Annotated in this window: 16 protein-coding genes; 6 read left to right on the top strand and 10 right to left on the bottom strand. The window is 60.3% G+C overall.

Translation table 11 applies throughout. The annotated features are described in order from the left end of the window. Position 1 precedes the first annotated feature (1 nt). From ACI77I_RS13325 to ACI77I_RS13315, 3 genes are read left to right on the top strand one after another with little or no spacing between them, the layout of a single operon-like run. Positions 2-1,081, top strand: a complete 1,080-nt coding sequence (locus ACI77I_RS13325) for a COX15/CtaA family protein (RefSeq protein WP_406997748.1) — start codon at positions 2-4, stop codon at positions 1,079-1,081. Next, on the top strand, positions 1,069-1,968 hold the full coding sequence (cyoE, locus tag ACI77I_RS13320; protein WP_083355933.1) for a heme o synthase: 900 nt from the start codon (positions 1,069-1,071) through the stop codon (positions 1,966-1,968). Before ACI77I_RS13325 ends, cyoE begins: the two co-directional genes overlap by 13 nt. Continuing rightward, complete coding sequence (locus ACI77I_RS13315; RefSeq protein ID WP_094949682.1) at positions 1,965-2,600, top strand: SCO family protein; 636 nt, start codon at positions 1,965-1,967, stop codon at positions 2,598-2,600. Before cyoE ends, ACI77I_RS13315 begins: the two co-directional genes overlap by 4 nt. A gap of 258 nt (positions 2,601-2,858) precedes the next feature. Here the strand turns inward: ACI77I_RS13315 and ACI77I_RS13310 are convergent, their stop codons facing one another. The 3 genes from ACI77I_RS13310 to ACI77I_RS13300 are packed head-to-tail and all read right to left on the bottom strand — an operon-like array spanning position 2,859 to position 5,365. Further along, positions 2,859-3,632: a MetQ/NlpA family ABC transporter substrate-binding protein gene (locus ACI77I_RS13310; RefSeq protein ID WP_094949681.1), complete on the bottom strand. Its 774-nt coding sequence runs from the start codon at positions 3,630-3,632 to the stop codon at positions 2,859-2,861. Positions 3,633-3,683: 51 nt separating this feature from the next. Continuing rightward, positions 3,684-4,358 (bottom strand): methionine ABC transporter permease, encoded by a 675-nt coding sequence (locus tag ACI77I_RS13305; protein ID WP_094949680.1) that lies wholly within the window; start codon positions 4,356-4,358, stop codon positions 3,684-3,686. Further along, positions 4,358-5,365 carry a methionine ABC transporter ATP-binding protein gene (locus ACI77I_RS13300; RefSeq protein WP_094949679.1) on the bottom strand — a complete coding sequence of 336 codons (1,008 nt, stop codon included), beginning with the start codon at positions 5,363-5,365 and terminating at the stop codon, positions 4,358-4,360. Before ACI77I_RS13300 ends, ACI77I_RS13305 begins: the two co-directional genes overlap by 1 nt. Before the next feature lie 265 nt (positions 5,366-5,630). On the opposite strand from ACI77I_RS13300, the gene katE reads away from it, so the two are divergent. After that, positions 5,631-7,772 (top strand): catalase HPII, encoded by a 2,142-nt coding sequence (gene katE / locus ACI77I_RS13295; RefSeq protein WP_406997747.1) that lies wholly within the window; start codon positions 5,631-5,633, stop codon positions 7,770-7,772. Between the two features lie 100 nt (positions 7,773-7,872). Here katE and ACI77I_RS13290 read toward each other — a convergent pair whose 3' ends face one another. Genes ACI77I_RS13290 through zur form a run of 4 tightly spaced genes read right to left on the bottom strand, consistent with a single transcriptional unit; the run spans position 7,873 to position 10,678 of the window. Continuing rightward, positions 7,873-8,592, bottom strand: coding sequence for a PA5502 family lipoprotein (locus ACI77I_RS13290; RefSeq protein ID WP_406997746.1), 720 nt, complete (start codon positions 8,590-8,592; stop codon positions 7,873-7,875). 37 nt (positions 8,593-8,629) lie between these two features. Then, complete coding sequence (znuB, locus tag ACI77I_RS13285) at positions 8,630-9,418, bottom strand: zinc ABC transporter permease subunit ZnuB (protein ID WP_094949676.1); 789 nt, start codon at positions 9,416-9,418, stop codon at positions 8,630-8,632. Further along, positions 9,411-10,196, bottom strand: coding sequence for a zinc ABC transporter ATP-binding protein ZnuC (gene znuC / locus ACI77I_RS13280; protein ID WP_263274258.1), 786 nt, complete (start codon positions 10,194-10,196; stop codon positions 9,411-9,413). The genes znuB and znuC overlap by 8 nt, the downstream gene beginning before the upstream one ends. After that, positions 10,196-10,678: a zinc uptake transcriptional repressor Zur gene (zur, locus tag ACI77I_RS13275; protein ID WP_094949674.1), complete on the bottom strand. Its 483-nt coding sequence runs from the start codon at positions 10,676-10,678 to the stop codon at positions 10,196-10,198. Before zur ends, znuC begins: the two co-directional genes overlap by 1 nt. Positions 10,679-10,736: 58 nt before the next feature. Between zur and ACI77I_RS13270 the strand changes: the two genes are divergently transcribed. After that, positions 10,737-11,666, top strand: a complete 930-nt coding sequence (locus ACI77I_RS13270; protein WP_263274259.1) for a zinc ABC transporter substrate-binding protein — start codon at positions 10,737-10,739, stop codon at positions 11,664-11,666. A 112-nt stretch (positions 11,667-11,778) separates the two neighbouring features. Here the strand turns inward: ACI77I_RS13270 and ACI77I_RS13265 are convergent, their stop codons facing one another. Both ACI77I_RS13265 and ACI77I_RS13260 read right to left on the bottom strand, forming a co-directional pair. Continuing rightward, the gene (locus ACI77I_RS13265; protein WP_406997745.1) at positions 11,779-12,732 is read right to left on the bottom strand and encodes a homoserine kinase; all 954 of its coding nucleotides are present in this window, start codon (positions 12,730-12,732) and stop codon (positions 11,779-11,781) included. A gap of 56 nt (positions 12,733-12,788) precedes the next feature. Then, positions 12,789-13,079 carry a DUF2782 domain-containing protein gene (locus ACI77I_RS13260; protein ID WP_094949671.1) on the bottom strand — a complete coding sequence of 97 codons (291 nt, stop codon included), beginning with the start codon at positions 13,077-13,079 and terminating at the stop codon, positions 12,789-12,791. A gap of 74 nt (positions 13,080-13,153) precedes the next feature. On the opposite strand from ACI77I_RS13260, the gene polA reads away from it, so the two are divergent. Then, on the top strand, positions 13,154-15,943 hold the full coding sequence (polA, locus tag ACI77I_RS13255; protein ID WP_406997744.1) for a DNA polymerase I: 2,790 nt from the start codon (positions 13,154-13,156) through the stop codon (positions 15,941-15,943). Positions 15,944-16,212: 269 nt separating this feature from the next. Here polA and yihA read toward each other — a convergent pair whose 3' ends face one another. Continuing rightward, the gene (yihA, locus tag ACI77I_RS13250) at positions 16,213-16,854 is read right to left on the bottom strand and encodes a ribosome biogenesis GTP-binding protein YihA/YsxC (protein ID WP_042943980.1); all 642 of its coding nucleotides are present in this window, start codon (positions 16,852-16,854) and stop codon (positions 16,213-16,215) included. Positions 16,855-17,010 lie beyond the last annotated feature (156 nt).

Genomic DNA, 17,010 nt, shown 5'->3' with positions numbered 1-17,010 from the left:
CATGGCCAAACCTGGATTTCGCCTCGCGTTGTTTGCCAACTTGCTGGCGCTGATCGTCGTGCTGCTCGGTGCCTATACCCGCCTGACCCACGCGGGCCTCGGTTGCCCAGACTGGCCGGGCTGCTACGGCTTTATCAGCGTGCCGCAAAGCGAAGCCCAACTGGCGCATGCCGAGCTGCATTTCCCCGATGCGCCAGTGGAGGCTGACAAGGGTTGGGCGGAGATGACCCATCGCTATTTTGCCGGCACCTTGGGTGTGCTGATCGTGCTGCTGGCGGCGCGTTCGTGGAGCCATCGGCGTGATCCGGGCCAGCCGGTGAAGTTGCCGTTGTTCCTGTTGGCGGTAGTGTTTGCCCAGGCAGCGTTCGGCATGTGGACGGTGACGTTGAAGCTGTGGCCGCAAGTGGTCACGGGCCATCTGCTCGGCGGTTTTGCCACCGTGAGCTTGTTGTTTCTGCTGACCCTTCGGCTGTCCGGCGTGCTGCCTGCGTTGATCGTGCCCAAACGCCTGCAATATTGGGCAACCGCCGGGTTGGTGTTGGTGATCGGCCAGATCGCGCTGGGCGGCTGGGTCAGTTCCAACTATGCAGCGGTGGCCTGTATCGATTTGCCCACGTGCCATGGCGAGTGGTGGCCTGCGGCGGACTTTGCTAATGGCTTCCACCTCACCCAACACATCGGCCCCAATTACCTCGGCGGGCAGCTCGACAGTGAAGCGCGCACGGCCATTCACCTGACCCACCGGATCGGCGCGGTGCTGGTCACGCTGGTGCTGTTGGGCTTGGCCTGGCAGTTGCGCGCCGTGGGCATGACCCGGCTCGCGGGCTTGCTGCTGATCGCGCTGGCGGCACAACTCTGCCTGGGTTTGAGCAACGTCTACTTTCACCTGCCGCTGCCGGTTGCAGTCGGCCATAACGCCGGCGGTGCGGCGTTGTTGCTGACGCTGGTGCTGGTCAATTACCACGCGCGCACCAGCCTGGTCCGGGTGCGCCATCAGTTGCCGTTCGGCTGGCGCTTCATTCCACGCAAACACGTTTCGGGCCTCATCACCCTTAAAGGAGAGATGCCATGGCGACCTTGATCGGCGCGCGTCACGATCAAGCGATCTGGCGGGACTATTTGGAGCTGACCAAGCCGAAAGTGGTGGTGCTGATGCTCATCACATCGCTGGTGGGCATGTTCCTCGCGACCCGCGCCGGTGTGCCGTGGGCGGTGCTGATTTTCGGCAACTTGGGCATTGCCCTGTGTGCCGGTGGCGCGGCGGCGGTCAACCATGTGGTGGATCGGCGCATTGATGCAGTCATGGCGCGCACGCATAAGCGGCCAATGGCAGAAGGGCGCGTGTCGCCGGTGGCCGCCCTGGCCTTTGCTTTGTTTCTGGCTGTTGCAGGTTTGGCCCTGCTGCTGGCGTTTACCAACCCCTTGGCGGCGTGGCTGACGCTGGCCTCGCTGCTCGGTTATGCGGTGATCTACACCGGGTTTCTCAAGCGCGCGACGCCGCAAAATATTGTCATCGGCGGCCTCGCTGGCGCCGCGCCGCCGCTGCTGGGTTGGGTGGCGGTTACCGGGCATGTCAGCGCCGAGCCGCTGCTGCTGGTGTTGATCATCTTCGCCTGGACCCCGCCACACTTCTGGGCCCTGGCCATTCACCGCAAGGAGGAATACGCCAAGGCCGACATCCCCATGCTGCCGGTCACCCACGGCGAGCATTACACCAAGGTGCATATCCTGCTCTACACCTTCGCCCTGTTGGCGGTAAGCCTGTTGCCGTATGTGATCCACATGAGCGGCCTGCTGTACCTGGCGTGCGCGTTAGTATTGGGCGGGCGCTTTCTGCAATGGGCCTGGGTGCTGTACCGTGGCAGCAAGCCGCACGCGGCGATCAACACGTTCAAGTACTCTATCTGGTACCTGTTCCTGCTGTTTATCGCGCTGCTCGTAGACCACTACTTACTGTTGAACCTATGACTCGAACTCAAAAAACCGTCTTTATCCTGGTGGCCATCGTCGCGTTGATCATGGGCCTGACCGTTAACAAAGTGCTCAGCGGCAAGGGCCAGGGTGACCCCACCGCGCTGATCGACGCCGGCATCATCCTGCTGCCGCAAAGCCGCCAGTTGCCGCCAGTGACCATGACAAACCAGAACGGCCAGCCGGTGGTGGTCAATGAGTTGAAAGGCAAATGGAGCCTGCTGTTCTTCGGCTACACCTTCTGCCCCGACATCTGCCCGACCACCCTAGCTCAACTGCGTCAGATCAAGAGCGAACTGCCCAAAGAGGCTGTGGATAAGTTGCAGGTGATCCTGGTCAGCGTTGACCCAAACCGCGATACCCCGGCTCAGCTCAAGCAGTACCTGGGCTACTTCGACCCGCAGTTCGAAGGCCTGACCGGCGCGAATGTGGACGATGTGCAGAAGGTTTCGAATGCGGTGAGCATTCCGTTCATTCCGGCGGATACCAGCAAGCCCAACTACACCGTCGACCACAGCGGCAACCTGGCGCTGATCGGGCCGGATGGTACGCAGCGCGGGTTTATTCGTGCGCCGTTGAACAATCAAAAGCTGGTGGCGCAGTTGCCAGGGTTGTTGCAGCGTAAGTAAGCACGTAGGCGCTGATCGTTCCCACGCTCCGCGTGGGAATGCCTCTGGTGACGCTCCGCGTCACGACCTGAAGAGCGGACGCAGAGCGCCCTGGGTTGCAAGCGTGGGAACGATCGGAGCAACACAAAACAAATGTGGGAGCTGGCTTGCCTGCGATAGCGGTGGGCCAGTCATCATCTTCGGTGACTGACACTCTGCTATCGCGGGCAAGCCAGCTCCCACATTTTTGATCTTCAGTGTTTTGGAGATCGGGTCAGATCAGAACGCCGGCAGAATCGCGCCTTTGTACTTCTCAAGAATGAACGCTTTGACTTCAGGCGAGTGCAGGGCTGCTACCAGCTTCTTCACGGCGTCCGAGTCTTTGTTGTCGTCGCGGGTCACCAGGATGTTGACGTAAGGCGAGTCGTTGCCTTCGATCACCAGGGCGTCCTTGGACGGGTCTAGTTTGGCTTCCAGCGCGTAGTTGGTGTTGATCAGCGCCAGGTCGACCTGGGTCAGCACGCGCGGCAGGGTGGCGGCTTCCAGTTCGCGGAATTTCAGCTTTTTCGGGTTACCGGAGATGTCCTTGATGGTCGACAGGATGTCTGTCGGGTCCTTCAGGGTGATCAGGTTGTGCTTGGCCAGCAGCAGCAATGCGCGGCCGCCGTTGGTGGCGTCGTTCGGGATCACGACGTTAGCGCCATCAGGCAGGTCTTCCAGCTTTTTGTACTTGCTGGAGTAGGCGCCCAGTGGCTCCAGATGCACAGCGGCGACGCTCACCAGGTGAGTGCCTTTGGTTTTGTTGAACTCATTCAGGTACGGCTGGTGCTGGAAGAAGTTGGCGTCCAGGCGCTTTTCAGCCACCTGGACGTTTGGCTGCACGTAGTCGGTGAAAACTTTGACCTGCAAATCCACGCCTTCTTTAGCGAGTGCAGGTTTCACGAATTCGAGGATTTGCGCGTGAGGCACAGGCGATGCGGCGACTGTAATAGTCTCGGCAGCGTGGGCGGAAAACGCGGCAACGGCGGCGAAAGCAACCAGTAGTTTTTTCATCCAACAAGCTCCTTGTTCGGGCATGTGCCGGCGGGGGCCGGGCAATGGCCGTTATTTTCGAGAATAGTGTGTCACCAGCTTGTCGCCGATGGTTTGCAGAATTTGTACCAGCACAATCAACATGACGACGGTGACGACCATGACATCGTCCTGGAAACGCTGGTAGCCATAACGGATTGCCAGGTCACCCAACCCACCGGCACCCACCACGCCCGCCATGGCGGTGTAGCCCACCAGGGCAATTGCGGTGACGGTGATTGCAGCAATGATGCCGGGCTTTGCCTCGGGCAGCAGTGCCTTGACGATGATCTGCCGCGTGGTGGCGCCCATGGCCTGGGTCGCTTCGATGATGCCGCGATCCACCTCGCGCAAGGCGGTTTCCACCAGCCGCGCGAAGAACGTCGAAGCGCCTACCACCAACGGTGGAATCGCGCCGGCCACGCCAAGCGAAGTGCCCGTGATAAAGATCGTAGTAGGGATCATCACAATCAGCAGAATGATAAACGGCAGAGAGCGTATAGCGTTGACGATGAAGGCCAGCACGCCATAAGTGGCTTTCTGCTCGAGCAACTGACGTGGGCTGAACAGGAACAGCAGAATGCCCAGCGGCAGGCCCACCAGTACGGTGAAAAACAGCGAAGTGCTGAGCATCAGCATGGTGTCGCCCGTGGCAACCCAGATATCAGCCCAGTCAACTTTGTCGAAGTAATGCAGTAACACGTCCATTAACGCAGGACCTCCATGTGCACATCGGCCGCAGTGAAGCGGGCGAACGCCGCTTCCATGTCACCACCGGTGATGGCCAGGGTCAGTTGCCCGTAGGGGGTGTCTTTGATGTGGTCGATGCGACCGGCAAGGATGCTGTAGTCCACCCCCGTTTCGCGGGCGACGGTGCCCAGCAGCGGCGCGTAAGTCGATTCGCCCTGGAACGTCAGGCGTACGATGCGCCCCGGCACATGGGCAAACACGTCATGCTGCTCGCCTTCGTCGACCTGCTCGGCTTCTTGCACAAAGCGCTTGGTGGTCGGGTGCTTGGGGTGCAGGAATACATCGGTCACTGAGCCTTGCTCGACGATCACGCCGTCATCCATCACAGCCACCTGATCGCACACGCGGCGGATTACGTCCATTTCATGGGTGATCAGCACGATGGTCAGCTTCAGCTCGCGGTTGATCTCGGCCAGCAGTTTCAGCACCGAGGCGGTGGTCTGCGGGTCAAGGGCGCTGGTGGCTTCGTCGCACAGCAAGATTTTTGGCTTGGTCGCTAGGGCGCGGGCGATGCCGACGCGTTGTTTCTGGCCACCGGACAACTGCGCCGGGTACTTCTTGGCGTGGTCCGACAGGCCGACGCGGGCGAGCAACTCAGCCACGCGCAGGTCGATTTCTTTGCGCGACAGCTCACCGGCCAGGGTCAGCGGCAGCGCCACGTTGTCGGCAACGGTCTTGGAGGCGAGCAGGTTGAAGTGCTGGAAGATCATCCCGACTTGCTGGCGGAAGCGGCGCAGGCCGTTGGCGTCCAGCGCGGTGACTTCTTCACCGTCAACGTGGATCTGCCCACCGCTGGGTTGCTCCAGGCGGTTGATCAGGCGCAGCAGGGTGCTTTTACCCGCACCGGAGTGGCCAATGAGGCCGAACACCTGGCCGTTTTCGACGCGCAGGCTGGTGGGGTGCAGGGCGGGGATTTCCTTACCGGCGACGCGGTAGGTTTTATGGACGTTATGAAACTCGATCACGTAGCGAACCTTGTGGGGCGCATGGAAAAGGGATCAGCTGTTAGCCGGGCGCGCATTTTAGCCTGTCCGTATAGTGTTTCTTAGCATTTATTTCGCATTCAACCAGCGATTTGGCAATAACGCGATCAAAGGTCATAAAAAAGGAACGGTGCAAAACCGTGTCAGTCACTACTTAAGCAACTCAATTTCCCAGGTGCCGTGCCTGGGTGTTTGCTCAAACGAGCCGGGGACCGCTCTGGCCACTTTGAATAAGGAGTTTTGACTGATGAGTACCAAGAAGCCAGCTACCCCGCCGAAGAGTGAGCTTGCGGGCACCGACACCCTGGACCGTGGCAACACCAACGCCAAGCTGCAGGCCTTGGAGGAATTCCGTTCCGACGCGACCGGCCAGGCGCTGCGCACCAACCAAGGCGTAAAGATTTCCGATAACCAGAACACCCTCAAAGTTGGCGCCCGTGGCCCGTCGCTGCTGGAAGACTTCATCATGCGTGAAAAGATCACGCACTTTGACCACGAGCGCATCCCGGAGCGCATCGTGCATGCCCGCGGTACGGGCGCCCATGGTTACTTCCAGACCTATGAGAACCATTCGGCGCTGAGCAAGGCCGGTTTCCTGCGTAACCCTGAGCATAAAACCCCGGTGTTCGTGCGCTTCTCCACCGTACAGGGCCCGCGTGGTTCGGGCGATACGGTGCGTGACGTGCGCGGCTTTGCCGTGAAGTTCTTCACCGACGAAGGCAACTTCGACCTGGTGGGCAACAACATGCCGGTGTTTTTCATTCAGGACGCGATCAAGTTTCCCGACTTCGTGCACGCAGTAAAACCTGAGCCCCACAACGAGATTCCTACCGGCGGCTCGGCCCATGACACGTTCTGGGATTTTGTCTCGCTGCAGCCGGAATCGGCGCACATGGTGCTGTGGGCCATGTCCGACCGTGCCATCCCCAAAAGCCTGCGCACCATGCAGGGCTTTGGTATTCACACGTTCCGCTTGATCAATACCGAAGGAAAGTCGAGCTTCGTGAAGTTCCACTGGCATCCCAAAGTCGGCACCTGCTCGCTGGTGTGGGACGAAGCGCAAAAGCTTGCCGGTAAAGACACCGATCACCACCGTCGCGACTTGTGGGAAGCGATTGAGGGCGGCGACTACCCTGAGTGGGAGTTGGGCGTACAAATCGTTGCGGAAGAGGACGAACACAAATTCGACTTCGACCTGCTCGACCCGACCAAGATCATCCCCGAAGAGCTGGTGCCGATTACGCCGCTGGGCAAGATGGTGCTGAACCGTAACCCGGACAACTTCTTCGCCGAAGTCGAACAGGTCGCCTTCTGCCCAGGCCACATCGTGCCGGGTATCGACTTCACTAACGACCCGCTGCTGCAAGGCCGTCTGTTTTCCTACACGGACACACAGATCAGCCGTCTCGGTGGCCCGAACTTTCATGAGCTGCCGATTAACCGGCCGGTGACGCCGTTCCATAACGGCCAGCGCGACGCCCAGCATCGCACCGTGATCGACAAAGGCCGTGCGGCCTACGAGCCGAACTCGATTGATGGCGGCTGGCCGAAAGAAACCCCACCGGCTGCGCAGGATGGCGGTTTCGAGACCTATTACGAGCGCGTCGACGCCAACAAGGTGCGTGAGCGCAGTGAGTCTTTTGGCGACCACTTCTCGCAAGCCACGCTGTTTTTCCACAGCATGAGCCACCACGAGAAAGAGCACATCATTGCGGCCTACAGCTTCGAGTTGGGCAAGGTGGAGCGCGAGTTTATCCGTGCCCGTCAGGTCAATGAGATTTTGGCCAATATCGACCTGGAACTGGCCAAGCGCGTTGCGCAGAACCTCGGTTTACCGGCGCCGACCAAAGGCACTGTGCCGCCGCGTAAGTCCTCGCTGAAAGAGTCGCCGGCATTGAGCCAGGTGAACCTGCTCTCGGGCGATATCAAGACGCGCAAAGTCGCGATCCTGGCGGCTAACGGTGTAGAGGGTGCAGCGATTGCCGCGCTGAAGAAGGCGCTGGAGGCTGAGGGCGCACACGCCAAGCTGCTGGGGCCGACGTCGGCACCGGTGACCACCGCCGATGGCAAGAGCCTGAAGGTGGATGCGTCAATGGAAGGCATGCCGTCGATTGCGTTTGACGCGGTGTTTGTACCGGGTGGCGCCAAGTCGGTGCAGGCATTGAGTGGCGATGGCGTGGCGTTGCACTTCCTGTTGGAGGCGTACAAGCATTTGAAGGCGATTACGGTTGCCAGTGATGCCAAACCGTTGTTGGATCTGCTGAAGCTGGAAGTGGATGCGGGGTTGATCGTTGGGTCGGATGCCAAAGCATTTAAGGCGTTTTTCGCCGCGATTGCACAGCATCGGGTTTGGGATCGTGAGCCTAAGGCTAAGGCGATTCCGGCTTAAGTTATTGGTTGACCGTTAGACCGCTATCGCGGGCAAGCCCGCTCCCACATTTTGAATTGTGAATACATTCAAGTGTGGGAGCGGGCTTGCCCGCGATGCTTTATTCCGCCTTGCGCGGAGTCAGCACAATCTGCGCCGGGATGTGTTTCACAACCTGCCGGTGAATTTTCAGGTCATATCCCGAATCAATTCGCTTCACCCGTTTGCTCAGCAACGTGGCCAGCCATGGGTAATCCTGGGTGCGCGGCGCCTGGATGGTCACGTCGCATTGGTAATTCACCACATCGGTGGCGATCGCATCCAATTGATGGCGAAGTTCTTCGATATCGGTGAGGTTCAGCGCAACCGTGGTGCTTTCAGCGGCCGGGTCGATGACCTTGGCTTGTGGTTTGGCTTCGGCAGCTTTTAAGGCGGCTTCGGCTTTATCCAACTCGGCTTTGCGGGCGTGGCTGATGGCGCTGTTTACGCCGCCGGTCAGCGCCGGGGCCTTGGGCATCAGTGCGCGGGCACGGCTCAGGGCAGTGGCGGCGGCGTTGACGTCACCTTTTTGCAGCACGATCTGGCTGCGCTGCAGGTAGGCTTCGGCCAATTGGCGCTGGTAAGCTTCCAGAGCCGGATCGTTGGGCGACTGGGCCTGCAAAGCGGCCAGCTCATCCTCGGCAGTGGCTAGCTCACTGCTGGCCAGGTTTTGCTCCAGCTGCGCGATGGCCGCAGCGCGTGCGTCCAGTACCTCGGGGGCAGCGGGCGGTGTGCTTTGACAGGCGCCCAGCAGCAGGGAAAATGCGGCAAGGAGCAGATAACGGGCGTTGAACAGCTTCATTCCTGCGACTCTCTATTTGCGCAAAAAGCGAGCAAGTCTACACCCCTCGACGGGGCAGGACAAAACTCAGCAGAAAGAGGGCGGCCGCCGTGACGACAATCGACGGACCGGCTGGCGTGTCCTTGAACCACGACAGCGCCAGGCCCCCGCACACTGCTAGCATGCCCAACAGGCTGGCGCCGATCGCCATTTGCTCCGGTGACCGGGCGTGGCGCTGGGCGGCGGCTGCGGGAATGATCAGCAGCGAAGTAATCAACAATACGCCGACAATCTTCATCGCGACAGCAATCACCACCGCGATCAATAACATCAGGGTCATGCGCAGGGCCGGCACGGGCAAACCTTCCACCGTGGCCAGCTCTTCATGCACGGTGATCGCCAGCAATGGGCGCCACAGGGCCACCAGCAAGAGCAGCACCGCGGCGCTGCCGCCGAGGATCCAGGCCAGGTCGGTGGGGCTGATCGCCAGCAAGTCACCGAACAGGTAAGCCATCAGGTCGATGCGCACCTCATGCATGAAGCTCAGTACCACCAGGCCCAGGGACAGGGTGCTCGGCGCCAGGATGCCCAGAAGCGTGTCGGAGGCCAGCGGCTGGCGCTGTTGCAGGGTCACCAGCAGTACCGCCAGCAGCAGGCAGCCGACGGTGACGGCGATGGTGGGGCTCACATCCAGCAAAAAGCCCATGGCCACGCCCAACAGCGCGGCGTGCGACAACGTGTCGCCGAAGTAAGCCATGCGCCGCCAGACCACGAACGAGCCCAATGGGCCCGCCACCAGTGCCAAAGCCAAGCCTGCCAGCAGGGCGTAGAGCAGAAAATCAGCCATGCTTGCAGCTATCTCCATGGACGTGGGTATGGGGTGTGGCGGGATCGTCGACTACAGCGCCATGCAAATCATGAGCGTGGTCGTGATGGTGGTGGTAAATCGCCAGGCTCTGGGCGTTTTTGCCGAACAGTTCGACAAACGCCGGGTCGCTACTGACCTGCTCCGGGTGGCCGGAGCAGCATACGTGACGGTTGAGGCACACCACTTGGTCGGTGGTGCTCATCACTAAGTGCAGGTCGTGGGAGACCATCAGCACGCCGCAGCCATGGCGGTCGCGCAGGCGGGTGATCAGGCTGTACAGCTCGGCCTGGCCGGCGACGTCGACGCCTTGCACGGGCTCATCAAGCACCAGCAACTCGGGCTCGCGCAATAAGGCGCGGGCCAGCAGCACGCGCTGCATTTCGCCGCCGGAGATGCTTTGCACCGGGCTGTCGATCACCTGTTCGGCACCGACTTCCTTGAGCGCAGCCTGCGCGCGGGCGCGGTCTACACCGGGTACCAGGCGCAAAAAACGCAGCACGGACAGCGGCAATGTCGGGTCGACGTGCAGTTTCTGCGGCATGTAGCCCACGCGCAGCTTCGGCTTGCGCCACACGCTGCCGGTGTCAGGCTTGAGCAGGCCGAGCACGGCACGCACCAGGGTGGTCTTGCCGGCGCCGTTGGGGCCGATCAGGGTGACGATCTGCCCGGGCTCCACGCTGAGCGCGATGTTATCCAGCACGTTTTGCCCGGCGAACGTGACCCCAACCTGTTCCAGGCGGATTAACGCGTTGCTCATCAAGCCCCCTGGCAACCCGAGCAGAGCCCGACCACTTCGACCGTTTGCCCTTCGACCCTGAAGCCGACCTCGGCCGAGCTCTTGATAATGGCGTCGCTGATGCTTTTTTGTTCAAGCTCAATGGCGGCGTGGCACTCGCGGCAAATCAGGAACTGGCCTTGGTGCGCGTGTTCCGGGTGGTTGCAGCCGACGAAGGCGTTGAGCGAGGCAATGCGGTGCACTAGGCCGTTTTCCAGCAGGAAATCCAGCGCGCGGTACACCGTTGGCGGCGCGGCGCGGCGGCCGTCCTGCTCGCTGAGCACGCCCAGAATGTCATAGGCGCCCAGCGGCTTGTGGCTTTGCCACACCAGTTCCAGCACCCGACGACGCAACGCGGTCAGGCGAAGGCCCTTTTGTGCGCAAAGGGTATCGGCCTCCGACAGCGCGGTGTGCACGCAGTGAGAGTGGTCGTGGGGACGGCTGGCAAGCGGTGTTTTAGGCATGAGCGGCGACAGACATTTGATAGAGACGTTATTATGTTACCCGTTCCTACGTCATTGAGTGGTCATCGTGTCCCGACTTTTTCCTGTTTTTGTCGTATTTGTCACCAGTTTGTTCGTCGCTGGGGCGGCGCAAGCCGAGGTCAAGGTGCTGACCAGTATCAAGCCGTTGCAGTTGATCGCCGCGGCGGTGCAGGACGGCGTGGCCGTTCCAGAAGTTTTGCTGCCGCCCGGCGCGTCACCGCATAACTATGCCTTGCGCCCATCCGACGTACGGCGCGTGCAGTCGGTGGACCTGTTGTATTGGATCGGCCCGGACATGGAGAGCTTCCTGCCGCGCGTGCTCAAGGGGCGTAGTCTGCCCACCGTGGCGGTACAGGACCTTGCGGGAATGAAACTGCGTCGTTTCGGTGAAGATAGCCACTCGCATGCCGACGATGCCGACGAACACGACCACGATCACCGCCCAGGCAGCTTGGATGCGCACTTGTGGCTGTCGACGGTTAACGCGCGTGTGATTGCTGCACGCATGGCGGCTGACCTCAGCACTGCCGACCCGGCCAATGCTGCGCGGTATCAGAGCAATGTGAAGGCGTTCGATGAGCGTCTGGATGCGTTGGACGCGCGCTTGAAAGCGCGTTTGGCGAGCGTGGGCAACAAGCCTTACTTCGTGTTCCACGAAGCCTTCGATTACTTCGAGGACGCTTACGGGCTCAAGCATACCGGCGTGTTCAGCGTTGCCGCCGAAGTGCAGCCAGGCGCCCAGCATGTAGCGGCGATGCGTACGCGGTTGCAGGAAGTCGGTAAGACCTGTGTGTTCAGCGAGCCGCCGTTGCGCCCGCGTTTGGCTGAGACACTGGTGGCTGGTTTGCCGGTGAAGTTGGCGGAGTTGGATGCGTTGGGTGGTTACACGCCAGCCACGGCTCAGGGTTATGAGCAGGTGCTGGAGAAGTTGGGGAATGATCTGGCTGGGTGCCTGGACTCGCTCTAACCATTGCCGCATAACCAATGTGGAAGCTGGCTTGCCCGCGATGGCGGCGTGTCAGTCGACACCGCTATCGCAGGCAAGCCAGCGCCCACATTTTTTTGACCGAGTAGGCCTTTTAGAGCGCGAACGGCAGGTGGATGGTTACCTGCTGACGCTGCGCCAGCCGATGCTCAAACTCCGCCGGGTCATGAATCAACACATCCTGCCCGGCAAACGACTCCGCGGCGATCAGGCGTGACAGCCAGAACCGCACGCATGCCACGCGCAACAGGGTCGGCCACAACTCGGCCTCCTTGGCTGTAAACGGGCGCAGACCCGCGTAGGCGCCCAGCAGCGCATGGGCGCGTTGCCCATCGATCACCCCGTCCGCATCCGAGCACCAGTCATTCAAGGCAATCGCCACGTCATACAGCATTGGGCCTGAGCAGGCGTTGTAGAAGTCGATCAACCCTGTCAGATGCGTGCCTTCGAACATCGCGTTGTCACGGAACAGGTCGGCGTGAACGTTGGCGCGTGGCAGGGCGAGGATCTCGGCCTTGTGGGTTTCGATCTCGGTCAGCGCATCTTGTAGCAGGCGCTGCTGCGCGTCGTTCAGGTGCGAAATAAGCTGCGCACCCTCAGTGAGCATCCAATCCAGCCCGCGATCGGTCTTGCGCTCCAGCACCTTTTCGCCTTGAGTGGCCAGGTGCAGATGGCCGAGCAGGTCGCCAACCTGGGCGCAATGCTGGGCGTTGGCGTCCTTGATGTGCTTGCCGGCCAAGCGCGGTTGCAGCAACGCCGGTTTGCCCTTCAGCTCGCGAAGCGCCACACCGTCGGTGGTGCGCAGCGCGTAAGGCACCGGCAGGTCGGCGTCATGAAGTACGTCGAGCAGTTCGATGAAGAATGGCATTTCTGCGACCGGGCCGCGTTCAACCAGGGTCAGGACGAACTCGCCCTGTTCTAGGCTGATAAAGAAATTGGTGTTTTCGCTACCGGCGGCAATCCCCTGGAAATCAAGCAGGCGGCCGAGCCCGTAAGGGGCAAGAAAGGTTTCCAGCTCGGGCCGAGCCAGCGGGGTGAACACAGACATGGTTAAAACTGCCAGTACGGGCGCCGTGGTGTGCGGCGCCAATTTAAGTTAAGAAATCATTTCCATTCGAAAATCTTCCATGACGGGATCAGCATATCCGGCTGGTCAGAGCGGATGAAGTTCGCATCGGTTCCGTCCGCGCGCACCAGGAAATACGGTGGCGCGCCCTTCACGGTGACCTTGATCGCGTACAGGAAACCGTTTTGGCGGTACTCCTGGATGGTTCTGTCACCCTCGGTGCGGATCGTGACTTCCGGGTCTCCTGAGGGCGCGGTGTCAGCTGCCGTGGCGGCCAGCGGCAAGAACGCAATCAAACCGGTCAACAACAGGCGATTTACTGTACGCATGATAACCTTGTCCCTTTGTCGTCATTGGTCCGGCTATTCTAGCGCCTGACCCGCCGAAAAGGTTGATCCTGCTCATGAGCCAAGCCCCCCTCGTCCTGGTGGACGGTTCTTCTTATCTGTACCGCGCCTTTCACGCGCTGCCACCGTTGACCACCTCCAAAGGCCTGCCGACCGGTGCGGTCAAGGGCGTGTTGAACATGCTCAAAAGCCTGCGCAAGCAGTATCCGGGCAGCCCGTTCGCCGTCGTATTCGACGCCAAGGGTGGGACCTTTCGCGATGACATGTACGCCGAATACAAGGCCAACCGCCCGAGTATGCCCGATGACATGCGCCTGCAAATTGAGCCGCTGCACCAAAGTGTGATCGCCCTCGGCTTCCCGTTGCTGTGCGTCGAAGGCGTGGAGGCCGATGACGTAATCGGTACTTTGGCCCGCAGCAGTGCGGCGGCGGACCGCCCGGTGGTGATTTCTACCGGTGACAAAGACATGGCGCAGTTGGTCGACGGGCACATTACCTTGGTCAACACCATGACCGGTAGCGCGATGGACATTGAGGGCGTGAAGGAGAAATTCGGTGTCGCTCCGGAGCAGATCATCGATTATCTGGCGCTGATGGGCGATTCGTCGGACAACATCCCAGGCGTTCCGGGTATTGGGCCGAAGACTGCTTCCGGCCTTCTGGTGGGCGTAAACGGCGGCCTCAAAGAGCTTTATGAGCAGTTGGTTATCGTACCGACCCTGCCGATCCGCGGGGCCAAGAATCTGCCGGCCAAGCTCGAAGAGCATAAGGAGATGGCATTCCTGTCCTATCAGCTGGCGACGATCAAGATCGACGTGCCGCTGGATGTGGGGCTGGACGATCTGCACCTGATCGAGCCGGACCGCGAAAAGTTGCTGGAGCTGTATACGCTGCTTGAGTTCAAGAGCTGGATTGACGAGATTCAGCGCGATGCCAAGCGTGTTGAGCTCAAGGCGTCGACCGAGGCTGCTCCGGCTGCTGAAGAAGTGATTGAGGCGGCTGCGCCGGTGGAAGCGTCTTACACCACCATCCTTGACCAGGCCACGTTCGACACTTGGCTAAAAAAGCTGAATGCCGCAAAACTGTTTGCTTTCGACACCGAAACCACCGGGATCGACGCCCAGCAGGCGCAGTTGGTAGGCGTTTCCTTTGCCGTGCAGCCGCATGAAGCAGCCTACATCCCGCTGACCCATTCCTACATCGGCGCGCCGGAGCAGTTGGATCGCGACACGGTTCTGTTGGCGTTGAAGCCGCTGCTGGAAGACTCGACCAAGCTCAAGGTCGGGCAGCACGCCAAGTTCGACATGAGCATCCTGGCCAACTGCGCCATCGGTGGCGACCCTGCGCAAGGCATCACCGTGCGCGGCATTGCCTTCGACACCATGCTTGAATCCTACGTGTTGAACTCCACCGCGACCCGGCATGACATGGACAGCCTGGCCAAGAAGTACCTGGACTACGACACCGTCAGCTTCCAGGACATCGCCGGCAAAGGCGCCAAGCAGCTGACGTTCGACCAGATCGCGCTTGAGCAGGCTGGCCCGTATGCCGCCGAAGATGCCGACGTGACCCTGCGCCTGCATCAGGCCTTGCATGCACAGCTGGCGGCCATACCGAGCCTGGCCAGTGTGCTGACGGACATCGAAATACCGCTGGTGCCCGTGCTGGCGCGTATCGAGCGCCAGGGTGCGCTGGTGGATAAAGAGCTGCTGGGTATCCAGAGCATCGAACTCGGTAACAAGATGGTTGAGCTGGAGCGCCAGGCGTTCGAGATCGCTGGTGAAGAGTTCAACCTGGGTTCGCCCAAGCAGCTCGGGGCGATTCTCTATGAAAAACTTGGCTTGCCGGTACTGAAGAAGACCGGCAAGGGCCAGGCGTCCACGGCTGAGGAAGTGCTGGCCAAGTTGGCCGAAGACGATTTCCTGCTGCCCAAGGTACTGATGCAGTACCGCAGCATGAGCAAGCTGAAAAGCACTTACACCGACCGCCTGCCGGAGCAGATTAACCCGCGTACCGGGCGCATTCACACGTCTTATCATCAGGCTGTGGCCGCGACCGGGCGCTTGTCGTCCAGCGATCCGAACCTGCAGAACATCCCGGTACGTACCGCTGAAGGGCGGCGGATTCGCCAGGCGTTTGTCGCGCCAAAAGGCTACAAGCTGTTGGCGGCGGACTATTCGCAGATCGAGCTGCGGATCATGGCGCACTTGTCCAAGGACGAGGGCTTGATGAATGCGTTCCGTAACGATTTGGACGTGCACACCGCTACGGCGGCCGAGGTGTTCAAGGTTGAATTGGCTGAAGTCAGTTCCAACCAGCGTCGCAGTGCCAAGGCGATCAACTTTGGCCTGATTTACGGCATGGGCGCGCAGAAGCTGGGTAAGGACATTGGCGTCGATACCAAGACCGCCAAGGCCTACATCGATGTGTACTTCGCGCGCTACCCCGGCGTTCGCGAGTACATGGAACGCACGCGCGCCCAGGCGGCCGATCAAGGCTATGTCGAAACCTTCTTCGGGCGCCGGCTGTACTTGCCGGATATCAATTCCAACAAGCCTCAGGAGCGAGCGGCGGCCGAGCGCACGGCGATCAACGCGCCGATGCAGGGCACCGCAGCGGACATCATCAAGAAAGCCATGGTGTTGGTGGATAATTGGCTGACTGAGTCGGGCCTGGATGCCAAGGTCATCCTGCAAGTGCACGATGAACTGGTGCTGGAGGTGCGTGAGGATCTGGTTGCAGAGGTCAGCGAGAAGATCCGCGAGCACATGAGCGCGGCGGCCAAGCTGGATGTGCCTTTGGTAGTAGACGTGGGCGTTGGCGATAACTGGGACGAGGCGCATTGATTTCGCGGCTCTGCCGTCACCGGGCGTGGTGGCAGAGCGCTTTAGATCAGAAACGGGCGCCAGTTATTTCCAATAGTTTTTTGGACCTGCCGGAACTTAACCCGTGAACTGCTACTCAGAGTTACTGAATGGGTGGTGAAGCCCTTCAATGCTCCTATGTTGTGTTAAGTGTTGGCAGATATCTGGACCCCGCCCTAGCGGTCCGGAACTTGGACCCCGAACTTCCCCTCCCCATACGAAGTCCGGGGTTTTTTTTGCCTGCAGAAAAGTTATTCCGCGATTTCCGCGCCTTTGTCGGCTAATTCCATCCAACCGGCCAGCACAGTGTAGGCGTCTTCCAGGCCCATGCGCTTAGGCGCTGAGAACAGCTGGATAGTGATCGCATCACCCCAACCCTTACGGATTTCGGACTGCACTTTGAGCAGCGTGTTCTTGGCCGCGCCGTAGGTCAGCTTGTCGGCCTTGGTCAGCAGGATATGCATCGGCATGCCGCTGGCGACGGCCCAATCGAGCATCAACAGGTCGAAGTCGGTCATTGGATGACGGATGTCCATCATCAGAATCAGCCCCTTCAAACTCTCGCGACCACCCAGATAAGCCTCCAGGTGACGCTGCCAGTGCAGCTTCAACGGGATGGGTACTTTTGCATAACCGTAGCCCGGCAGGTCGACCAGACGCCGATCATCGTCTAGCTTGAAGAAATTGAGAAGTTGCGTGCGGCCCGGGGTTTTCGAGGTGCGCGCCAGGCTGGCGTGGGTCAGGGTGTTCAACGCGCTGGATTTGCCGGCGTTGGAACGGCCAGCAAAGGCGACTTCAAAGCCTTCGTCATCGGGGCATTGGTCCACTTTGGCGGCGCTGAGCATGAACGTGGACTGTTGGCACAGGCCGAGGATGGGGTTCTTGAGTTGCATGAGATTTCCGATGTGGGCGGTGCCGAAAAAGGGTGCGGCAAGCGGTGTCGTTTCCGTTTCAGTAGCGCCAGTATATAATGCCGCAGATTTTGTGTGTGCTTTGTCCCAGCGAAGGATGAAGTTCACGGGAGCGAAAGACCTTCATTGCGCATTAGA

The organism is Pseudomonas sp. D47 (assembly GCF_045447305.1).
Classification (GTDB): Bacteria; Pseudomonadota; Gammaproteobacteria; order Pseudomonadales; family Pseudomonadaceae; genus Aquipseudomonas.
The sequence above is the reverse complement of the archived record's forward strand: the minus strand, read 5'-3'. Positions and strand labels throughout refer to the sequence as shown.

Coding starts and splice junctions, on each gene's coding strand:
- ACI77I_RS13325 (WP_406997748.1), top strand. CDS start 2: ATGGCCAAACCTGGATTTCGCCTCGCGTTGTTTGCCAACTTGCTGGCG.
- cyoE (WP_083355933.1), top strand. CDS start 1,069: ATGGCGACCTTGATCGGCGCGCGTCACGATCAAGCGATCTGGCGGGAC.
- ACI77I_RS13315 (WP_094949682.1), top strand. CDS start 1,965: ATGACTCGAACTCAAAAAACCGTCTTTATCCTGGTGGCCATCGTCGCG.
- ACI77I_RS13310 (WP_094949681.1), bottom strand. CDS start 3,632: ATGAAAAAACTACTGGTTGCTTTCGCCGCCGTTGCCGCGTTTTCCGCC.
- ACI77I_RS13305 (WP_094949680.1), bottom strand. CDS start 4,358: ATGGACGTGTTACTGCATTACTTCGACAAAGTTGACTGGGCTGATATC.
- katE (WP_406997747.1), top strand. CDS start 5,631: ATGAGTACCAAGAAGCCAGCTACCCCGCCGAAGAGTGAGCTTGCGGGC.
- ACI77I_RS13290 (WP_406997746.1), bottom strand. CDS start 8,592: ATGAAGCTGTTCAACGCCCGTTATCTGCTCCTTGCCGCATTTTCCCTG.
- znuB (WP_094949676.1), bottom strand. CDS start 9,418: ATGGCTGATTTTCTGCTCTACGCCCTGCTGGCAGGCTTGGCTTTGGCA.
- znuC (WP_263274258.1), bottom strand. CDS start 10,196: ATGAGCAACGCGTTAATCCGCCTGGAACAGGTTGGGGTCACGTTCGCC.
- zur (WP_094949674.1), bottom strand. CDS start 10,678: ATGCCTAAAACACCGCTTGCCAGCCGTCCCCACGACCACTCTCACTGC.
- ACI77I_RS13265 (WP_406997745.1), bottom strand. CDS start 12,732: ATGTCTGTGTTCACCCCGCTGGCTCGGCCCGAGCTGGAAACCTTTCTT.
- ACI77I_RS13260 (WP_094949671.1), bottom strand. CDS start 13,079: ATGCGTACAGTAAATCGCCTGTTGTTGACCGGTTTGATTGCGTTCTTG.
- polA (WP_406997744.1), top strand. CDS start 13,154: ATGAGCCAAGCCCCCCTCGTCCTGGTGGACGGTTCTTCTTATCTGTAC.
- yihA (WP_042943980.1), bottom strand. CDS start 16,854: ATGCAACTCAAGAACCCCATCCTCGGCCTGTGCCAACAGTCCACGTTC.